Raw genomic sequence first — 19853 nt, forward strand, 5'->3', positions numbered from 1 at the left:
TGCTGCCGGCTTGTGTGCTGAAGTCGGTGCGCATCTTTCCGTACGGATAATACCGGCTCTGATGCTCGTTTTGTCATATCGGCCGATGAGAGATGGTGTCCCCGAGTGGCCCACGGGGCGTGGACAGGCAATGGCCACATTGAACAATCAGTTTCGGCAAGACAGATTTACACTGGACGTGCCCAGACTGGAAAGACGCTCCGAGAAGATCCAGGAACTGCTGAGGGCAATGTGCCTTTCCTATGATGTCGATACGGATTATTGCAATTTGACTGGCGTGGGGGAGGTGGTGCGACAGCGGGCACTCTGCGCCGACCTGACCATTGTCGGCCCCGCACTTCTCAACGACAGTGTTGTCGGACCTGTCGTCATCAACGGCAGCTTATTTGATACGGGAAAACCGGTGCTTATTGTGCCCAAGCGCGCTGAGGCGACCCTGTGGCCAAGGCGCGTCCTGGTCGGTTGGGATTCGCGACTCGAGGCATCCCGTGCCGTTCGGGAAGCGCTGGGTCTCCTATGCGCTGCTGAGGAAGTTCGTGTTGTCCTGGTGGGTCCGAAGGCGAACCACAAAGGGTACGGCGCGAAACCTGGAGCCGATATTGCTGCCTATCTCACGCGCCACGGTGCTCGGGTGTCGGTTGACCTGTTGCCAAGTGCTGGCAAATCGGCGGCCAAGGTGCTTGCGCAGCACGCAATCGATACATCTGCCGACATGATAGTCATGGGCGCTTATGGCAGCCGTCGCCTGCGTGAGCGGCTCTTCGGCGGCGCAACGAAATGGATTGTTGACAAGCCGACATTGCCGCTGTTTTTGGCGCGCTGACCGGCTCGGGAGTTGCACCGATGCCGCTCGAAGCTTTAGTTCACTTGGGCGAACTATTCAGATATCGGGAAAAAGATCGCGGCGGCGCGAAGCTCCTCGAGGCAGTGCACGAGGCCTGACCGAACAAAATGCTCCGGTCTTGAGTTGCTTGTCGAACTCTCGCCCGAGACGGCCCCAAAGGCCGTGCAGCGGCGCTGCTCGAGCTCATCGAAGCACGGCCGCGGCAGATTGGCCCAAGACGAGAAAGGTAGCTTGGCTTAATTCAGTTGAGAAAGACAGTCGTTAGCTTGGTAGACGAGTTAGGACCTATTGCTGCGGCCAGCACAGCCGTTCGCTCAAGGCAATGCTCTTTGCAGCGCCAGGCATAGGCTGCCATTGTTCCCGGCTGCCCCATGTCGAGGGCAATTGCAGCTTCATATAACTCAAGACGAGTGCCCTCAGGCAACTTAAGGTAGGGCTTTCGCCGCAGCTCGTGATGACCTTTAGCTGGCGCCGGACGGAAGCAGTGTGCGATCCTCACTGCCCCGGAAAGCCTGCCTTAGCCGAATTCATGGCTGACGAAGAGATGAGCTTGGCGAAAATAGGGGCAAGGATATGCCGGCTCGCCGGCGAAAGGTGGATCGCGTCAAGGTAGAAGACGTCTTCACCTGATCTCAGCGGGCAGTTTTGCTGCCCACACAGAGCTGGGACTATGGGAATGAACTGTACGGTTCGCGGCAGCAGATCCGCGAGCATTCGATTGTTCTGCCAGGACATCTCGGCCGGCATGGTAGAGCACGGCGCGTCGCCCTTCATGAAGTCGGCACGGACGAGGCAAGTCAGCACATCGATGGATGGTTCCGGCGTGGGTCCAACCACGGCGGTCTTGATGCCATGGGCCGCCAGTGAGGCAGCGGTCTGTTCTATCGCGGACGTGAAGTTGGCATTGGAAGTCTCCTGCGAAGGCCAGCTTCCGTCTGTCGAGAGGAAGCTGCCTCCACGCCCCGAGTAGGCGTTCCAGCGGCCTGCCAGGATCACGAGTGTGATGTTGGGATCGGCAAGCACCGATTGGAGCGCGGACGCATTGAAGGCCGGGCAATCCGCTCTCAAGGGACTGGCGGGAAGCATCGTCATGTCGGGAAAAGGAGCGCACCCCGCCTTTGTGATCTGTCTGACGCGCACGCCTGTCGTCCGGGCCGCCTCGTCTAAAGCAGAGGCAAGATGGGCAGCCTGAGAATCGCCCCACAAAACGACCCTCGGAGCGATATTGCCGAAGCCGAGGATGCATTCGCCCGTCTTGGGAATGAGCCCGCCACGCTGGAGGCAGGAAGAGGATTCGAACTTGGCTCTTTCCGCTCTGAGCGCTTGAACAGAAGGACCGTCGTCAGGACCCCGGCTTGGGAAGCCGGAGCTGTAGATGATAGCCAGGGATAGACAGCAGACGCCGGCCATTGTGCCGGCGGTCGGTACCATCCACTTCCAGCCTGTGGCCCTCCGGCGAAACGGGCGCTCGACAAAGCGCCAGGAGAGTGCTGACGCGAGCAGTGCGGCGAGTACGACCGCGACACGTTCAGAGACGAACAATTCGCGATTCCGATAGATGCCTGCAAAGACCAGCAACGGCCAGTGCCAGAGGTAAAGCGAGTAGGATGTGAGCCCGATGAAGGCGGCAGGCTTGATCGACAGCGCTTTCGAAACCATCGTGTCGCGGTGAAAGCCGGCCGCGATGATGAGCGCCGCTCCAATGCAAGGAGCAAGCGCGTATAGGCCGGGAAATGGCGTATCCTGATTGAGCAGGAAGAGTGAAGCGGTGATGAGCGCCAGACCTGAGGCAGCGAGGAGTTCCGCAATCGTTCGGGTTGGCCTCATTGCCTTAGCAGCAGGCAGCGCGATCAGCCCGCCCGTGAGCAGTTCCCAAGCGCGTGTCGGAAGCATGTAGAATACAAAGGGCGGATCGCTCTGAAGCCAGTGCTGAGCGGCGGTGATGGAGATGATGCCCAGCGCCGCGACGATGACTGCCGCCCACGGTCTCAGCCATCGCATCATGAGTATGACCACCAGAGGCCAAAGGAAATAAAACTGCTCCTCGACGGCCAGCGACCATGTGTGCAGGAGAGGGAGCGAGGTCGCGGCTTCAGTGAAATAGTTGGTGTTGACGTAAAAAAAGAAGTTGCTGGCGGAAATCGCAGCGGCAATGGCGCTGTTGCCGAAGCCGATGAACTCACCCGGCGGCAGCACAAACCACCCCATCGCAAAACATGCGGCCAGCATCGCGAACAGGGCAGGAAAAATCCGTCGGACCCGGCGGTGATAGAAGTCCAGCAGCGAGAATTCGCCCCTGTCGGTGCGCTCGATGATGTCAGACGTTATCAGGAAGCCGGAGATCACAAAGAAGACGTCGACCCCAACGAACCCGCCGCTGACCGCTGAAAAACCAGCGTGATACAGGACAACCGGAACAACGGCGACGGCCCGCAGACCGCTGATATCCGCTCGGTACTTCATGCAGCTGATCGTCCTCAGAAGGTTCCGAGCAGCGTTTTTCATGGTCGTTACGCATCGTAAAATCGATAGTTTCGATGAAGTGCATCTACCGTATGAATGCGGGCCATCGCGTGCGACTAAGAACCGAACCAGACCGGACACAAATCGCGCAACGCAGAATCCCGCTCGATCAAAGTGAAAGACGGTTTTTCACTAGAAGGCGAACCCGTCCGGTCACCGGCCACTCCGGCTTGTCAGCGTGCGCAGTGGTGCGCCGATGGTACGGGCGCCGAGGCAAAGACCGCCACTCCAGCGCGCTACATGAGCTTGAGATCGTCAGTCGGATCGATCAGCTGCTGCCTTGCGTCAGCTCGACTTGAATTGGTGTGGCTCTTGTTCATCTCTTCCGCGGTCCTTGTGCCCACCTAGCGCATGTGCGCAGTATCCACCTTCACCGCGCCCGTGATGTCGATCGGCGATTGCCGCGCGGCCGTTGAACAGACGAAACCTATAAGCGCGGCTGGACGGCCAGTCAGAAACAGCACGCTGCCGGATTGGCCACCTACCGCAGCTGCAAAGCAGGCCAGTCATCTCTCAATCGACTGGCTCGCCCGTGCCACGTGGGGCAGTTCCGATTGGGATGATCGGCATCGCCGATCGTACGGTTTCTCATAAGTAGATCGGGCGTCGAGTTTGCAGGCGAGTTGCGCAGGCATTCGTTATGGAGCTCTGGGGTTCGGTTGTTGATCGCATGCGAGGCGCACGCATTCACATCGTAGATGGGCTCCATCGAAACAATCTATTTTACGGAGAGTAACGGACATGAAAAAGCGTTGCTCGGGAGGCGACGCCCACCGGAAATCTCTCCAGGTCATGCGCAAGGCGGAAGGTGGAGCGGCGTCCTCCTTCTGATGCCTAGGGTTCATCACTCAATTTCGTCGCTCGCTTCCTGGATCCATCCCGCAGCGTCACGAGCCTGATCATTTGTGCTCGCGACCGGCGGACCCGTTCGGCGCGACCGGCAGACGATCTGCATTCCTCCAAATCCGATGCCGTGCGCGAGCTTCTCAACACTCCGGACGGATTTTCGGCGAAGGTGAGCTATCTCAAACGGTATGCCGCCACGCTTCGCTGCGGACTTAAGGGCGCAATGGATGTCGCCGAAGCCGGATCGTGGGTTGGACCCGAGGGTGCAAAGCGGTCTTGGCGTATGAGATGCATGAACGAACTGCAGCCGCTATCTCGATGACGATACCTTACTGAACCAATCGCGCGACGAGGATTGTCTGGCCAGGAACAACGTTCCGACCTGGTGGCCGCGCGCTCCTTGCCGCGATTTGGCGTGTGCTGGCGTCTTCAACGCAATCGCTGCTGATCGCCTCGAGCCGCTGTCGGCTTCCACCGTAATCGACGGCGGCTGCGCCGGCGGAGATGTAAGCTCGAGCGCAGCGGTCGGACGAATGGCCCACGTCATCGGCATTGACCTCGACGAAGGGAGCTTGTGCTGGCGCGCGAAGAAGCTGCCGCGCGCACCTTAGTCGAGTGCTAATGGGAGCGTCATGCGACGTAAGAATGCTATGCCTATCAGATCATCATGGGAGAGATCCACGTCGCATGACACATGAGACATTACCGGATTCCCCGGACGGCGCCCATCTGAAAAAAACGCTAGAGTTGGTCAAGCTGGTGCTGTTCCGAAGGGCGACAAAGTGCAAACCTTCAAGGCCTGCCGTTCAACGTCGGATACTCGACACGATCACAAACCCGCTGTCAGTTGGTTCCATCAAAGTTTCCTCCTGGCACGTCGATTGAGGGAACATTCCGAACACATCAGCGCACGTCCTGCCATGATCAGGCTAAGCGAACATTTATTCGGGATCGGAGCTACCCTGTTAGCTTACCGGTAAGAGCACCGGGACAAATCTGCCGCCGGTGCAAGGTTTCCCACCTCAACGTCGGATAGCCGACACGATCACAAACCTGCTGCCAGTTGTTTTGATCAATTTTCCTTCTGGCACGTTCGATGCAGGGAATCTTCTGAACACATCAGAAGGATGTCCTCCTATGGTCAGGGTCACTGAAGAATGCTGTTGCCGCACTGGGACCGCGCTTCGGCTGATCCACAACCGGTCAGAAGTGGGCGCATCACCTTGGAGGCGAGCGACTGCGCCCGCTTCACACGCCGAATAAGGTCGGTAAGCATCCGCTGAGCGAGACGCTATCATCGAAGCGGGTGGAAACGTCGATCCCGCGCACGGCCCCCACGTCCCGACATGAGTGTCGATCTCATCACTTGGCTGGATCCCTGGGCCTCACACAGCCGACCACACGAACGCGGGGACAAACGCTAGCGAATCCAGCCGCACCGGCGTCGAGAATGGCCGCGTAGTGCGGAAGCCGAATGACCATGGCCGATGTTCGCCGCGAGCATCGCGTGTTTGGGAAACATCTATAGGAGCAGGACAAGTGGACATCTCTTGCATTGGGGTGGGTGCTGGACCGCCTAATCTCAGCCTTGCGTGTCAGATACACGAGCAGATCGGTCGAGGGGCACTGTTCTTGGATCGGCAGGTCGACTTCCGGTGGCACCCCGGCAGCGCATTGGATTCGCCGGAACCCCAGGTCAACCACCTCAAGGATCTGGTCACGCTGGTGAACCCGCGATCAGCCTACACTTTCGCAAACTATCTATACGAGAACGGGCGTCTATTCCACTTCCTGAACGCACAGTTCGAGGCCGTGCTCAGAGCTGAGTTTGAGCAATACCTGAACTGGGCCTTCCACCGGAACCCGCTTGTCTGCGGCGGCGAGACTGTGCGCGAAATCCGCTTCGAGGGCGAATTTCGGGTGTGGACGGACGACGCAGTTCGTGGCGCCAGAGACCTCGTGATCGGCATCGGCAAGCAGCCGCGGATTCCGTCTCAGTTTCAGGGCTGGACCGGGCGCAACCTGTTCCACTTATCGGATTTACCGCGCATCCATCCTGAGGATTGGAAAAAGGACGTTTGCGTGGTTGGTGGAGGCCAGTTGGGAGCGGAGGTGCTATTACACCTCGTCGGCCTGCCAAAAGAGCGGCGGCCTCGATCGATCACTTGGGTCTCGGAGGGCGAAAACTATCAGCCCATCGACAACAGCCCGTTTACAAACGAGTTGTTCATAGCGTGCTCTTCGGATCGCTTGGCGGCAATGAGCGAGTCGCAGCGCAAACTGTACCTGAGGCGTTTCGTGCTTGCTTCCGACGGCATTTCGGAAGAGACGTTGAGCGCGATTTATCAAGCGCTATACCGGCACGCGTTTTTGGAGCCAAGCCACTGCGAAATCACACTGCGGCCGGGCTGCACCGTCTCGCACTGCGTCAACGCCGGCGCGGGTCACAGGCTGACCCTGCGCCGCGGCAGGAGTGAGCTCGAAGAAGTCACGGCCGACATCGTCATCCTGGCCACCGGTTACGAGAACGCGTTGCCAGACTTCTTGGAGCCGATGGCCTGCCGGCTGGAAAAGAGCGACAACGAATTGGCTATCCGCGAAGATTTTTCCGTGTGCTGGGACGGACCGCCTGAAAGGCGCATCTTCGTACAGAGCGCGACCCTCGGGCAGCGCGGGCTGGCTGATCCAAATCTAGGCCTGCTGGCCTGGCGAGCGCGTCGCATCCTCGACAGCCTTCTGGGACGCGTGCCGCAGGCGAACCGCGAGCATGCCGGCTTCATCAGACCTGCCCCCGTCGACAACTGGCCGCACCCCGTGGCGGAAGAAATGGGCAGCGGGATATGACCTACGGCTACTGATCACCAGCGGGAGGGGCCGAGGAATGCTGTCCGCCTTCGCTGCAGCGAAGAGCGGGGTGGATGCGGCATCCGTGTCCCCGCGAAGCAGCATTCGCGCTGTCCGTCGGCAGCTCGCACTCGACGCTGGGCCTCATCGACAACGGCTTTAGCAGAAAAGCTCAACCGTAACCGGGCGGCACTCAGTCGTTGCACGCGGGAGCCAGTCGCGGAGCTAGCCCCGCCCTTTCGAACGGCGCCGAAATGCTGCTGCTGGAGGAGCCGAGCCATTTGACCGCAGAAGAGAGCCAAGCTGTTCGGTTTCTTACGCAGGAGTGGTTGCGGTGTCCAAAAACTTACAGCCGGCAGAAACTTGTCGGGTCGAAGACAGCTGGCCAACTGGGCCTATGAGGTTTCAAAGGGGTAACCATGGAGTTAACGGGCACTAAGCGTGCTGGCACGGCCTTTGCGGCAATACTCGTGAGGGCTGACCGCATGAGAACACGCAAGCCGGATTGGTTGCCTGCCAACTCGTGTGTTCCGCTCTTGAGAGAGAGAACGACCAGCTAACCCATAAGCGCCAGGAAAGGTGTGGGAATTTGGAGAACGAAACGGTGTTGCGTATTGAGTCCCCCGCTCCGCCAATCAAAGTGGACACTTGGCTGCGTGGCGAACCCATCACGAACTTTCAGCCCGGCAAGGTCTGTCTGGTCGAATTTTGGGCGACTTGGTGCGGACCTTGTGTGGCGGCTATACCCAATCTGATGCAGCTGCAAGAGGAATATCAAGACAGTGGATTCGAGGTCGTCGGAATCGCAACTAGCGAACAGGCTCCAACCGCAGACGAGGCGCGGACCAAGTTGGATGCGTGGCTGACCGAGAGGTTCCTGAATCTGAATTACCGGATTGCGTTCGATTTTACCGGTGAAATGAACAGACTATGGATGCAGGCGAGTTCTTCTCCCGGAATCCCTGAGTCGTTCCTGGTTGATGGCAACGGCCGCATCGCTTTCATCGGACACCCGGCGGAACTCGATGAGGTTTTACCCAAAGTTCTGAACGGCAGCTGGCGCAGCAGCAATGAAGCGAGGGCCGCCGACATAAGGCGGTTCGCTACTAGCCAACGCACAGCGCGCGAACGGGCCCGGACCAAACCGATATACGCCAAACTTAAGCCCGCCACACAGGCCGAGGATTGGCCGGCCGCACTCTCGGCAGTTGAAGAAGGCCTGGCATTGATGCCGGACTATATCGGGTTTCGGCAAACTCAAGCGAATCTTCTGCTTCACAAGCTGCGGGACATGCAGAGCGGCTTGCCAGTCATGCGCCAGTTAGTCGAGGACGCGATCAACAAAAAAAACGAGGCCGTGTCTTGGATGGTCATGGCCCTGAATCAGCTCTTCGATCCCGCGATAGACAACTCCCATCTTCCCCGTGCTGAGCGCTTTGCGATAGGCAACACGCTCTCGGAACAAATCCTGACACTGAATCCCCCGGATGGCGACGGGCGCCTTAAATTCCGTTGCTACCTCCCGGTAGCTCAGTATTACCACGAGAGCGGCAACAACGCTCGCGCGATCGAGTTGATCGAAGCGGCACTGAAATCGCTGGATATTCCGGAGCCAATGCCTGATCACATCAAACAGACACACCATAGCCCCTTGCTTCAAGCCCTGGCCGACTACACGGGTGAGAACGTCTGTTGCGGGGACTTCTGTGTGGCACCGCAATCAAGGCTCCTGAACACTAAAGCGGAGTGGCCTCATGAGCAGAGATTGCAAAAGGCATGACAAGTGGAATCGAACCCTGGTCAATTCGCCCAATGCATGCAGCCCGCTCGCAGCAAGTATGCCCATGCAGCACCGAGGGGATCGTTGCTGTAGGTCAAGGCTGGGGCGTCAACGACCTCCAGAGACGGTTCGCCGCGGACGCGATGTTCGACGAGAATTTAAGCTATCGCGGAGGACGTCACAGTCCAGGACATGTTCAAGGTCGGCCCAAGCACAGCATTACCTGGAACCCGGCCCGGCCAAGCCGGGGGGCGGCCGCGTAAGCGGGCCCGAAGTTGGCGCAGCCGAACGCAGAGCTCGCCCTCTGAGACGACACTGAATTGAGGAAACGATATGTCTCACACCGCGCTTGATCCTGCCCGTCGACCATCGAACGGCTCCTGGCGCTGATCCGAGCTCAGGACAGGCGATGCCAGGGCAAATGACCGAGCTGCTGGTCGGCTTCATCATCACGAAAAACTGCGTCCTTCAGATCCCGATCATTGGCGATTCTGCTGTGTAGGCTCGACATATTTCACACAGCAGCGGGGATTGTGATCGAGGAGCGCTCTTGCGTGACCACATCGCCAACAATGATGAAATCGATCGGGGTTTCGGGGTTTTCACGGGCGGGCAGTTAATCGTTTGAGACGTCCACCGCGTCGTCTTCGAGACTTTCCGGAAACTTGCCCGCACCGGTACGAAACTGGGCGACGATGCGACTGCGGTCATTGCCTGTCCGACGTTGCGAGGATGAAACCGAATTTTCGAGGAAGGCTCATGTCAAATCTGGATGAGATGTTGAAGAAAGTCCGAAAGCTGCAACTGCGCGCGGCGATTGCCAAGACGAACTTGCGCGACCTTGCCGAGGGCCTCCCGAACAAATGGACTGAGATAGCGGAAGTCGCCGAGACAGCGCACGCTGTTTATGCCGAGTTGAATAGTGCCCGGAGAGAGCTCGCCAAAATGAGGACCTTACGATGACGAGCATCACCCGCGACGGCTCCAAATGGGTGCCGGAATATCTGGCCGCTATAGACGAGAAAATCTGTATCGGCTGCGGTCGCTGTTTCAAGGTCTGCTCGCGCGAGGTCATGCATCTTCACGGCGTGGATGACGCGGGTGAAATCCTCGGCATCTGCGACGGGGAAGACGACGACTTCGACGGTGAGCTCAATCGTATGGTCATGGTAGTGGACCATGCCGGCCGCTGCATTGGCTGCGGAGCCTGTGGCCGTGTCTGCCCAAAGAACTGCCAGACGCATGTCGCGGCCGACCAGATTGCAGCATGAGCAGCATCAATGACGGGATAGGAGAACGACTTTGGACCTCATCATCTTTAGTCGACTCGCGGCGGTGGTTGGAGCGGCAACGCTGTGTCCGTTCTCTTCGCTTAGCACGCGATCCGTCTAGCCGTCGTCGCTACGCTGGCCTGTTCGCTACTGCTCCAGAGGGATTATTTCGGCAGCGTGCTCTTTCTGCTCTGGCGGTCCAGTGTGCTTGTCGAGCAGAGGTAAGGGTAGGCCAACGCAGTTCGAACCAGCCGCCACAAGATGACGAGTTGAGGAATGAATGTTCAGATGTATCTCAGCTCGTTCTGACTGCGCTGTGTGTTGACGCTGTGTTGAGGCGTAGTGACAGAGCGGAACTCACGTTCACGCCCAACAAGAGACATCGAATTGATAGGACAAGAATACAGGTGGGCCGGAACTGGCCAGGGGTGGCAACATGCTCGGTGAAGCTGTTTGCGTTCGCCACGCACATAGGAGGCTCGCAGCACGCCGGCACCGGTCGATCGAACGGAGACGCCGGCGATGATGTGAGTCACTTCTACAACGTTCCAGAACATAGCTGGCTCAGCACGAACGCCCATGACCTAGGCTGGAGATAGTTCAGCTTGAATACCTCTGCTGGAGAAAACATGCTGAAAAAGTTCCCACGCTATCCGCTCACCTTTGGCCCAACGCCGATCGAGAAGCTCGACCGCCTCGGCAAACATCTGGGCGGCAAGGTAGAGATCTACGCCAAACGCGAGGACTGCAACTCAGGTCTCGCGTTCGGTGGAAGCAAGCTGCGCAAGCTCGAATACATCGTTCCCGATGCGATCGCGTCAGATGCTGATACGCTGGTCACCGTCGGGGGCGTGCAGTCCAACCACACCCGGATGGTCGCAGCGGTCGCGGCCAAGATCGGCATGAAATGTCTTCTGGTTCAGGAGAGCTGGGTTCCACATGACGATGTCGTCTACGACCGGGTCGGCAACATTCTTTTGAGCCGCATCTTGGGCGCAGAGGTGCGCCTGGTCGACGAGGGCTTTGACATAGGTATCCGCTACAGTTGGGAAGAAGCGCTCCATGATGTCAAGGCAAGGGGCGGCAGACCTTATGCGATACCGGCCGGGGCCTCTGTCCACAAATACGGTGGCCTTGGCTATGTGGGGTTCGCTTACGAGGTGCGCGACCAGGAGAAACAGCTTGGTTTTGCCTTCGACTACATTGTGGTCAGCACTGTCACAGGTTCAACGCATGCCGGCATGATCGTCGGGTTCGCGAAGGACGGTCGACAGCGCAACGTGATCGGTATCGATGCATCCGCCACTCCAGCAAAGAGCAAGGCGCAGGTGCTTAGCATTGCCAAACGTACAGCGATGCTCGTCGAGCTCGAAACGGAACTTGTCGAGGCTGACGTGGTGTTGCTCCAGGACTACGCGTACCCGCGCTATGGCGTTCCGTCCGAGGAAACGAAGGAGGCGATCCGTCTGTGCGCGCGGCTCGAGGGTATGATCACCGATCCGGTCTATGAGGGCAAATCGATGCAAGGGATGATCGACCTCGTCCAGAAAGGTTTCTTTCCAGAGGGGTCGAGGGTCCTTTACGCCCATCTGGGTGGCGCGCCCGCAATCAATGGTTACGGCTACACCTTCCGTAACGGCTGACGGGCGACAGCTCGCGTATGCCGCCCTGCCGTGCCGGACGTGTCCACGACAGTGCCGAACCGGAAAGGCCGGAGCCAATTCCGCGGACGGTCGATGATCTGGTAAATAATTCAGAGCGTTACGCGCAGAGGCTCGCGACCAAATTCCTCCCTGGGCGGTTGGCCGTCGAGAGACACGAGGCCGTTGAGTTCGTGCTCCGCTGCCATTCTGCGACCCAACGACTGTTCACTCCGCGACAAAGTGCGTTCGGTTCATCTCCTGGGTACCTTACCCAGCCCATTGCAATCTGAAGAAAAGCTTTGCGCCCAAGTTGGCACGACTCTTGAAGCTCTGTCGACAGGGGAGGAGCCAGGACTCAGATTCCACCACGCAATTGGGATGCTGGGCTGGAGCAGCTCGCACCAATGAGAACGCAACTGAAGGAGAGATCATGGAATTCTCGCGGATTGCGGCCGAGTTAAGCCTATTCCTCGACACGACTAATGATGTCGCTGAATCCGAACAGTTGTTCGAATTGTTGTCCGCGTTTGCGCTGAATTTCGATTGCCCGTGGATAGCCTATGGCCCCCTTGCACCAGAACAAAAGGTTTTGAAGCCGACCCGACCGGACTCTGCGATGATGTGGAATTACCCTGATGAATGGCAGGAGCGCTACTTAAAGATGGGTTATGCCAAAATAGACCCGCTCATCAAGAAAGGTCGAAAGGGGGTAGGGCCCTTCCGGTGGAGTGAGGTTTATACCCACGAAAGCACGACTGAAAATGAACGCCGCGTCCTGGACGAGGCGGGGACGTTCGGCTTGAAGTCAGGCGTTACCGTTCCATTACATGGTCCCGCTGGCAGCTTTAAGCTTATGTGTTTTGCTAAATCCTCGGACGGCGAATTGGAAAATAGAGCGATCACCTATCTGCAAATTGCCGCAGTACAGTTTCATCTGAGGGTTGCGAAGCTCGGAACGCAGAGGTCATCGGAGCACGCCTATAAGATCTCTGATAGGGAAAGAGAGTGCATTCATTGGATATCGAAAGGAAAAACGTCAGGGGAAATAGGGACGATATTAGGACGGTCCCAAAACACGGTTGATTTCCATGTGAAAAACGTGATGCGGAAGTTGGACACGACCCGCAGAACGGCACTTGCTGCGAAAGCTGTGGAACTTGGGATTATCGAACCATAGAAAGGAAGATTCGGCGAGCTCGGTGCGCGGCCTGTCGTGGAGCTCGAGCCTCGTCATACGCGGCGCCGATGGCTGCCGCAACCTCCAAATCCATCACTCGCTCGCCGAGAAGGCCTATCATGTCGCGCAAGAGACCGGCCAAGAGCGCACGCAGGTTCCTCATGCCATCGGTCGTCGATGATTCCTTTAAGACCCGCAACCGAGCTTTGCCGGGGAACATCGATGACCGGATGACCGCCGCAATGCCGCTCGCTGCGGCACTGTTGAGGGCGCTCGCGAGCGGCTTCGCGATCGCCGCGCTCCACAGCCTGTGGTGACGTGCTCCAGCGGTCGGACGACTCCTATGATTTGGTCGGCCGAATTCTCGCAGGGGCGATGGGGCTGATCCGTCAACTACCCGATGCCGTAGTATCGGTGCTTGTCCGGAAAATCTATATGTTGTCCACCGCATTCACCCTAGGTATCAGCTCTGGAGCAACGCAATAATGGGGTATTTTTAAGAGAGATAGCCACACCAATTAGAATTCCCGCGAAGTACCGGCCCAAAAAAGTCAATCCGACGATTCTGGTGTCAATGTGACATGAAGAACATTCACCACGAGCAGAAAGTTTTATCACTCTCCCCGTGAATGATCTCCGTGCAGAGGACCTAAAGATGAACATCAACGCGTTCACGGCTCATGAATCCAATGTTCGCCGATATTGCCGGGCCTTTCCCACAGTCTTTACGAAGGCACTGGGGGCGACGATCTGGGACGAGACCGGCAAGCCTCACATCGATTTCCTTGTGGGTTCCGGCGCGCTCAACTACGGACACAACAACCCGAATATTATGGCACCAGCAATCGAATATCTTATCGGTGAGAACATTGTGCTGTCGCTTGATATGCATACGGTGGCTAAGCGTGACTTCATTGAAGCCTTTGTGGATTCGATCCTGAAACCCAGGGGGCTTTCCTACAAGATACAGTTTCCTGGGCCGACGGGCACAAACGCCAACGAAGCGGCGCTGGCCCTTGCGCGAAAGTATACCGGCCGCTCGAGCGTCATGGCATTCACAAATGCGTTCCACGGTATGTCGCTCGGCTCGCTAGCGATCTCGGGGTCGGCGTCCACCAGAGAGCTGGGAGGCGTTGCGCGCCACGATGTGATCCGTATCCCATTTGACGGCTATCCGAGCCAAGCGTTCGATTCCGCCAATTACATTGATTGCGTTTTGAGCGACCCAGGGAGCGGCATAGAAAAGCCAGCCGCAATCATTCTGGAGACCATCCAGGCAGAAGGGGGCATGAACGCCGCATCCGCGGCTTGGCTCATAGAAATTCAGCGCATTTGCCGCAAGCATGGCATTGTTTTTATCGTCGACGATATCCAGGCGGGTGCGGGCCGAACAGGCGATTTCTTCTCCTTCGAGTTCGCCAAAATCGAACCCGACATCGTGTGCCTTTCCAAGTCACTGAGCGGTTCAGGGAGTCCGTTCTCCATTGTCCTTATTCGCCCCGACATGGACATATGGAAACCCGGAGAACATAGCGGGACCTTCAGAGGCAATAATTTCGCCTTCGTGACGGCAGGGGCCATGTCCAAAATGTGGTCGGACAGCCGGTTTACTGCAGGCGTGGAACAGACAGCGGCCAAACTGCAGGGGCACCTTGACCGCCTCGTCGCGAAATTTCCCAGATACATTGAACAAAAACGGGGCCGCGGTCTGATGGCTGGCCTCAAGTTCCGTTCACCGGCCCTGGTCGGCAGCGTGCACGATGTCGCGTTCGAGAATGGCCTGCTTATCGAATCCTCAGGGCCAAATCGCGACGTGATCAAAGTCCTCCCGCCGATAACCATCACCGATGTCGAACTTGATAACGGCGTCGCCATTCTTGACCACGCACTACAGGAGCAAGACAATGCGTAATCAGATTCCTCAACCGCCCGCCATCTCTCCTGTTTCGATCAGACACCGGACCGGCTCGATCAGCACTGCTGACATCATCTCGGTCCTGAAAGGCGAGACGACCGCTCTGCACATCAAGCAGGCTTTCAGCACTGAAGTAGCCGAGGAGATCAGCGCGAACTTCAGTGCCAGTACCGGTCTCAAGCAGCGAAAGGATGGAGTGCCAGGACAGTATGTTGGCGCATCCCACTACAGGAAGGATGCAGCCACCTATTTCGCAGAGGCCGAAAATGCGCGGCCGCACGTCGAGGCCCTGTTTAAGAATTTGGTTGACCCGGTCCGAGCAATATTCAGCGCATTGAAGCGCGAGCTTCACAACCAGGGCATCGAACTGCGACTGGCCCGTTCAGAACACGGTCAGGCCAATGTTTGTCGTGCCATCAACTGGTCTGGCAGCGGCGCATTTTCATTGGACCCCCACGACGACGTCGCTCAAGTCTTATGTGCTGGCAATGGTTATGAGCTTTCTTCCGTGGCGCACAACACTGTCGCAGCATTTAACTTCTATCCGAGCATGCCCGAGGAAGGCGGCAATCTGAGGCTCTGGAGCCATAAGCCGACAGTTGCCGACCGAAAGTCGCAGGGCGTGGAAACCACCGGCTATCCCTACTCGGCAGCCTATCTCGAGGCCGTTCCTTGCCGCGAGATCCAGCTCAAGGCCGGGGATATCGCTTTGATCGATGGCGGCTTCGTTCACGGGGTTACCGGTCAACCAGGCAACGGAAAGCGTCGCTTGTTGCTGAACAGCTTTTTCGGGTTTGCGCGGCCGGATCTTGTTCTCTGGTGGACCTGACTTTGGAGGACCGACCTTTAATGCGGATGGATTGCGCATCTATCAGCGTCGATGCGCAGTCGACTGCTGCTGACCTTCGACTTACGCCCGCCCGCCACCGGATCGCCCGCAACGGATGATTGCGCCGCACCCGCGCCTCAAGGTCAACATAGCTAAACAGTTCGCCAGCTCGATCGTCGCCGCCGCGCACGTCACTTCCGAATCCCTTCGGAACCAGTGAATTACCGCTGCGATCCGGTGGCGAGTGCCTTTTCAACAGCTTGCTAGAGAAATACCCAAACATCGGGGTTGCAGTCATGCTGGAAAACCGGTGCGGTTATGTCAGTCGCCCATGCCAACAACGCCGCCGATAGCGCTGCCGCAAAGGCGGGTACTGACTGTCAAGGTATCGCTATCCCAAGCGTTGCAACAGATTCGTCAAACAAGTTTACAGACTCTTTGCGAATGCAAGTCGCTGACCATGGTAAGTTCGCTTTAAGTCCGAGATTGGCCGTAGCTAATCGTCAACTCAATGGTTTGGAATGCGTGAACATAGAACCTGCAGCTTTGATCGCAAGACGCACCAGAGAGGCCCTTTAATTGATATCGACATTTTCGAAGCTCATGAGTCTAACGTTCGTCGCTATTGCCGGTCGTTTCCAACCGTCTTTACGAAGGCCCTCGGAGCGACAATCTGGGACGAGGCCGGTAAGCCATTTCTCGATTTCCTTGTAGGGTCCGGCGCACTCAACTAGGGACCCAACTATCCTTGCGCCAGCAATTGAATATCTCGTCGGTGAAAACATTCCTCTCTCGCTTGATATGTATACTGCGGCAAACGTATCCGGGCAAAGACAACGAGGACGCGCTACCGTGCAGCAAGAAGGGGTGGGTAACTACCGAACAGGCGCATATCCCTATTTCACATTCATCAAAATCGCGTTGCAAAAGGTATGCATGATTGCTGTAAGCTATAATGTTTACTCAGAATATGTGACGTATAATTGTGTAAGAGACTGTCGAGAGTTCGAGTTCAGGAAAATTCTATGTCATTTGATTTAGACAACTTTTTCTGGTTCGATGCGGGGACTTTGGCCGGAAAGGGTTCGGCCACGCTCGTTCGCCTCCGCTCGTGGAGCAGTGCTGCTATATCACGGAGGCGGTCTGCAAAGTAAATCATTCCACCCTTCATCGCTGAGATCCGGCAGGGAACTGTCGATCTGTTCGCTGGCAAACAATCACCAGGGAGAACTACAATGTTTCGCAATAATTTGAATTCGGACCTCGTCCAGTTGCAAAAGATCGACCCGCTGGCCTTCAAGGCGATCGAGCCCGGAATAGCTAGAGAGTCATCCGCCTGCCTTACAAATCTGGCGAATCTCTCGCGCAATGAGTTCACCTCGGAAGGGCGTGGGGCGGATTACCTCGATAGCATCCAACTGTCGCTGCTGGCACGATCGGAGGGTGTGATGGATCTTCTGGGCAAGATGCACCCCAATGGTTGCGACGGACTTTGTTCATCAATGATCATCTGCGATCTTCTCGCCGGTGACGGCTACGTGAGCAAGGTAGCCCATCAGATCTTGGGTGCGGCGCGCTGCCCGACGTTCATCAACTCTGACATCTCTCAGTTCATGGTGGACCGTTGCATCCGCGACGGCCTTTTCGCAATCTGGCAAAGCGCGACCGATCCGTTCTGGATTAAAGACGGGTCGGTGGACGGTGTGCTGATGGCTTACGGCACGCACCACATCCCGCACGCTCAACGCACCACCGCTGTCCAAGCGGCTGCGCGAATTCTTCGGCCCGGTGGCGTCTTCGTTCTTCATGACTTCGAAGAGGGTTCAGCCACCGCCCGCTGGTTCGCTGACGTAGTGTCAACTCATTCGGTGACGCCACACGACTATCCTCATTTCACCGCGGGCGAGGTTCTTGATCTGTTCGCTGCTGCGCAGTTCGATGAGGTGACTGTGCAGCGAATTACAGACCCATTCGTCTTCCAGGCAGAAGACGAGGAGAGCGTTCTCCAATCGCTGGCCAAATACGTCGTGAAGATGTACGGGCTAGAGAAGCTCCGCAACGATACGCAGCGTGTGCTCGCGCTTCTTGATGAGTATTTCGGGCTCGCCGTGACGGGAACCTCTCGCGGTGGCTTCGAAGCGCGCATAGCGCGCAACGCTTTGGTCGGCAGTGGGCGACGGGTGTGAAATTATCACTGGGTCGACCAAGGTCGATTTCTGCTTCACCCTGCCGTGTGTCATCTGCTTTGAATTCTCGAATTGCTACCGCTCAATTAGAGTTGTCTAGCCCAACAGTATGAAACGTATCAACATCGGACACAGCGAGATATCTGAACAGGCGATTGGCTTTCACTCAGTCCGATCGATAGACGAGGTTTCTGGCGAGGCGCCGGAACTTGCATGTCGTGCCATGGTATCTAAGAGAGGGCTCGTCAATCGCCTTGATCATAGCCGCGCATCTTGATCGCCTGCCGATCTTAGAGTCGATTGGTGCCCTCGCAACCGATCTGCCCTCGCAACTGAGAAGCCAATGCCACGGCACCTACTCCAAGCACCTATCGAACTAGAGGATGTACCCGGATACCGTTGGAAGGATGGGCTTCTTGGGCCGGATGAGCCTAACCCGGTTGGGCATGTTTGCCCGACAGGATCATCGCCGTTTCTTCTGCTCTGCGATCATGCTGGTCGGCTGATCCCTAAGTCGCTCGGGTCTCTTGGCGTCTCTCCAGCCGATCTCATACGTCATATTGCTTACGACATCGGTGCTCTCGGCGTCAGTAGACGGGTGTCCGAACGACTCGACGCCGAGTTGATCTACCAGCGCTACTCCCGGCTTATCGTTGACTGCAATCGTCCACCCCACAACCCGACAGCATTTGTCACGATGACCGACGGAACGACTATCGCGGGGAATCTGGATCTAACTGTACCGGCTGCTGCCATGCGCCTGTCTGAGATCTTTCATCCCTACCAAGCGAGGATCGAGCATGTGGTTCGGACCCGTCTTGCCGCGAAACGTCCAACGGTGATCTTGACCGTCCACAGTTTCACCCCTTGGCACACCGACTACCCGACGCCGCGCCCTTGGCACCTAGGCCTTCTTTTCAACGAAGATCGCCGCCTGGCAGACGCGCTGGCCGAAGAATTCAAGATGGCGGGCGATCTCGACATTGGCTTCAATCAGCCTTACGCGCTGGAAAATGAGTCGGATTATGCAGTCCCCGTCTACGCGGAACATCGAGGTCTGCTCGGAATCGAGTTGGAAATTAGGCAGGATATGATCACGGAACCGGCCGATCAGATCAAATGGGGTGATCGGTTAGCGGAAGCACTGAGAGCTGCGCTTAGACGCATCGCTCCTGAATTTGTCTGAAAGGAACGCACGGCCCGAGCCAGCACTCTCGGAATGAAAATCCCCGCGTGGTGATGATTGGCAATCAGGGCTTGTCGGTTGTAATAAAATGCGCGGACGCTCGTTTCCGGTGGAACGCGTAGCGGCCTATTCGGCAGATTTGCAACCTGAGCGGGCCCGTTACCTTAACCACTGTGCGGAATTCGGGCCGACTCCCGCTTCGCTGACGATAAGGCGCATCGAGCTTGAACACAGTAAGGGGTGGTGATCAACGGTGCCGGCGGTCGGCGTCACTGGTCGGTGGATGACAAGGCGCGGATCATCGCGGAGACGCTGGAGCCGAACGCAATCATTTCCTAGGCCGCCCGTCGGTATCGCCTTAGGCCGCAGCAGGTCTTCGCCTGGCGCCGCGAAGCGCGCAAAAAGGCCACTTCGGTGCAGCAAGATTCTCCTGCCTTTGTGCCGACGGTGTTGGCGGCGGCGGAACCTGTAGTCAGCCGTTCACCGAAGCAGCGGAAACGGCAAGCCACCCGAGATGCCGGTATGATCGAGCTTGAGATCGACGGCATCGTCATGCGCGTCGGCCGGGGCGCCGATATCAAGACGGTGGCCGCAGTAATCCGCGCGCTGAAGGCGGACCTCGTGATCGGGCCGACGGGGGCGGTCAAGGTGATGGTCGCGACGAAGCCAGTGGACTTCCGCAAGGGCGCCGAGGGTTTGGCCGCGCTGGTGCGCGAGACGATGGGCGCCGATCCGTTCTTATGCATCGGGTGAGATTTTGTGGCGGAGCCGTCCTGGCGCCAGCCGAGGTCTGCCAAATCTGGAATCCT

The 19853-nt window shown here is 57.5% G+C and carries 14 protein-coding genes and 1 pseudogene; 14 read left to right on the forward strand and 1 reads right to left on the reverse strand.

The genetic code is table 11. From position 1 onward, the window contains the following. Window positions 1-130 precede the first annotated feature (130 nt). Complete coding sequence (locus LB547_RS26040; protein ID WP_224655972.1) at window positions 131-823, forward strand: universal stress protein; 693 nt, start codon at window positions 131-133, stop codon at window positions 821-823. Window positions 824-1339: 516 nt separating this feature from the next. On the opposite strand, the gene LB547_RS26045 is transcribed toward LB547_RS26040, so the two are convergent. After that, window positions 1340-3307, reverse strand: coding sequence for an acyltransferase family protein (locus tag LB547_RS26045; RefSeq protein WP_064993569.1), 1968 nt, complete (start codon window positions 3305-3307; stop codon window positions 1340-1342). Between the two features lie 2445 nt (window positions 3308-5752). Between LB547_RS26045 and LB547_RS26050 the strand changes: the two genes are divergently transcribed. From LB547_RS26050 to tnpB, 13 genes and pseudogenes are all read left to right on the forward strand, one after another. Next, the gene (locus LB547_RS26050; RefSeq protein ID WP_064993517.1) at window positions 5753-7057 is read left to right on the forward strand and encodes a lysine N(6)-hydroxylase/L-ornithine N(5)-oxygenase family protein; all 1305 of its coding nucleotides are present in this window, start codon (window positions 5753-5755) and stop codon (window positions 7055-7057) included. A gap of 604 nt (window positions 7058-7661) precedes the next feature. Further along, window positions 7662-8837 (forward strand): redoxin family protein, encoded by a 1176-nt coding sequence (locus LB547_RS26055; RefSeq protein WP_064993568.1) that lies wholly within the window; start codon window positions 7662-7664, stop codon window positions 8835-8837. Between the two features lie 759 nt (window positions 8838-9596). Next, entirely contained in the window at window positions 9597-9800 is a 204-nt protein-coding gene (locus LB547_RS26060; protein ID WP_064993516.1) for a CCE_0567 family metalloprotein, read from the forward strand. Next, window positions 9797-10108 carry a ferredoxin III, nif-specific gene (gene fdxB / locus LB547_RS26065; protein WP_064993515.1) on the forward strand — a complete coding sequence of 104 codons (312 nt, stop codon included), beginning with the start codon at window positions 9797-9799 and terminating at the stop codon, window positions 10106-10108. The genes LB547_RS26060 and fdxB overlap by 4 nt, the downstream gene beginning before the upstream one ends. A gap of 150 nt (window positions 10109-10258) precedes the next feature. Then, window positions 10259-10333: a hypothetical protein gene (locus LB547_RS26070; protein WP_246676749.1), complete on the forward strand. Its 75-nt coding sequence runs from the start codon at window positions 10259-10261 to the stop codon at window positions 10331-10333. A 404-nt stretch (window positions 10334-10737) separates the two neighbouring features. Beyond that, the gene (locus tag LB547_RS26075; RefSeq protein ID WP_064993514.1) at window positions 10738-11751 is read left to right on the forward strand and encodes a 1-aminocyclopropane-1-carboxylate deaminase; all 1014 of its coding nucleotides are present in this window, start codon (window positions 10738-10740) and stop codon (window positions 11749-11751) included. Window positions 11752-12181: 430 nt separating this feature from the next. After that, the gene (locus tag LB547_RS26080; RefSeq protein WP_064993513.1) at window positions 12182-12928 is read left to right on the forward strand and encodes a LuxR family transcriptional regulator; all 747 of its coding nucleotides are present in this window, start codon (window positions 12182-12184) and stop codon (window positions 12926-12928) included. Between the two features lie 119 nt (window positions 12929-13047). Beyond that, window positions 13048-13245: a hypothetical protein gene (locus LB547_RS26085; protein ID WP_064993512.1), complete on the forward strand. Its 198-nt coding sequence runs from the start codon at window positions 13048-13050 to the stop codon at window positions 13243-13245. Window positions 13246-13583: 338 nt separating this feature from the next. Continuing rightward, entirely contained in the window at window positions 13584-14840 is a 1257-nt protein-coding gene (gene ectB, locus LB547_RS26090; RefSeq protein WP_064993567.1) for a diaminobutyrate--2-oxoglutarate transaminase, read from the forward strand. Next, the gene (locus LB547_RS26095) at window positions 14833-15672 is read left to right on the forward strand and encodes a hypothetical protein (protein ID WP_064993511.1); all 840 of its coding nucleotides are present in this window, start codon (window positions 14833-14835) and stop codon (window positions 15670-15672) included. Before ectB ends, LB547_RS26095 begins: the two co-directional genes overlap by 8 nt. Window positions 15673-16907: 1235 nt before the next feature. After that, a complete protein-coding gene (locus tag LB547_RS26100; protein WP_224702977.1) occupies window positions 16908-17858 on the forward strand; it encodes a class I SAM-dependent methyltransferase in 951 nt (316 codons plus the stop codon). A gap of 343 nt (window positions 17859-18201) precedes the next feature. Next, the gene (locus tag LB547_RS26105) at window positions 18202-19044 is read left to right on the forward strand and encodes an N-formylglutamate amidohydrolase (RefSeq protein WP_084015730.1); all 843 of its coding nucleotides are present in this window, start codon (window positions 18202-18204) and stop codon (window positions 19042-19044) included. A 621-nt stretch (window positions 19045-19665) separates the two neighbouring features. Beyond that, a pseudogene (gene tnpB, locus LB547_RS32565) lies at window positions 19666-19782 on the forward strand (IS66 family insertion sequence element accessory protein TnpB); the annotation flags it as partial. Between the last annotated feature and the right edge of the window lie 71 nt (window positions 19783-19853).

This window comes from Mesorhizobium sp. B264B1B (genome assembly GCF_020165765.1).
Classification (GTDB): Bacteria; Pseudomonadota; Alphaproteobacteria; order Rhizobiales; family Rhizobiaceae; genus Mesorhizobium.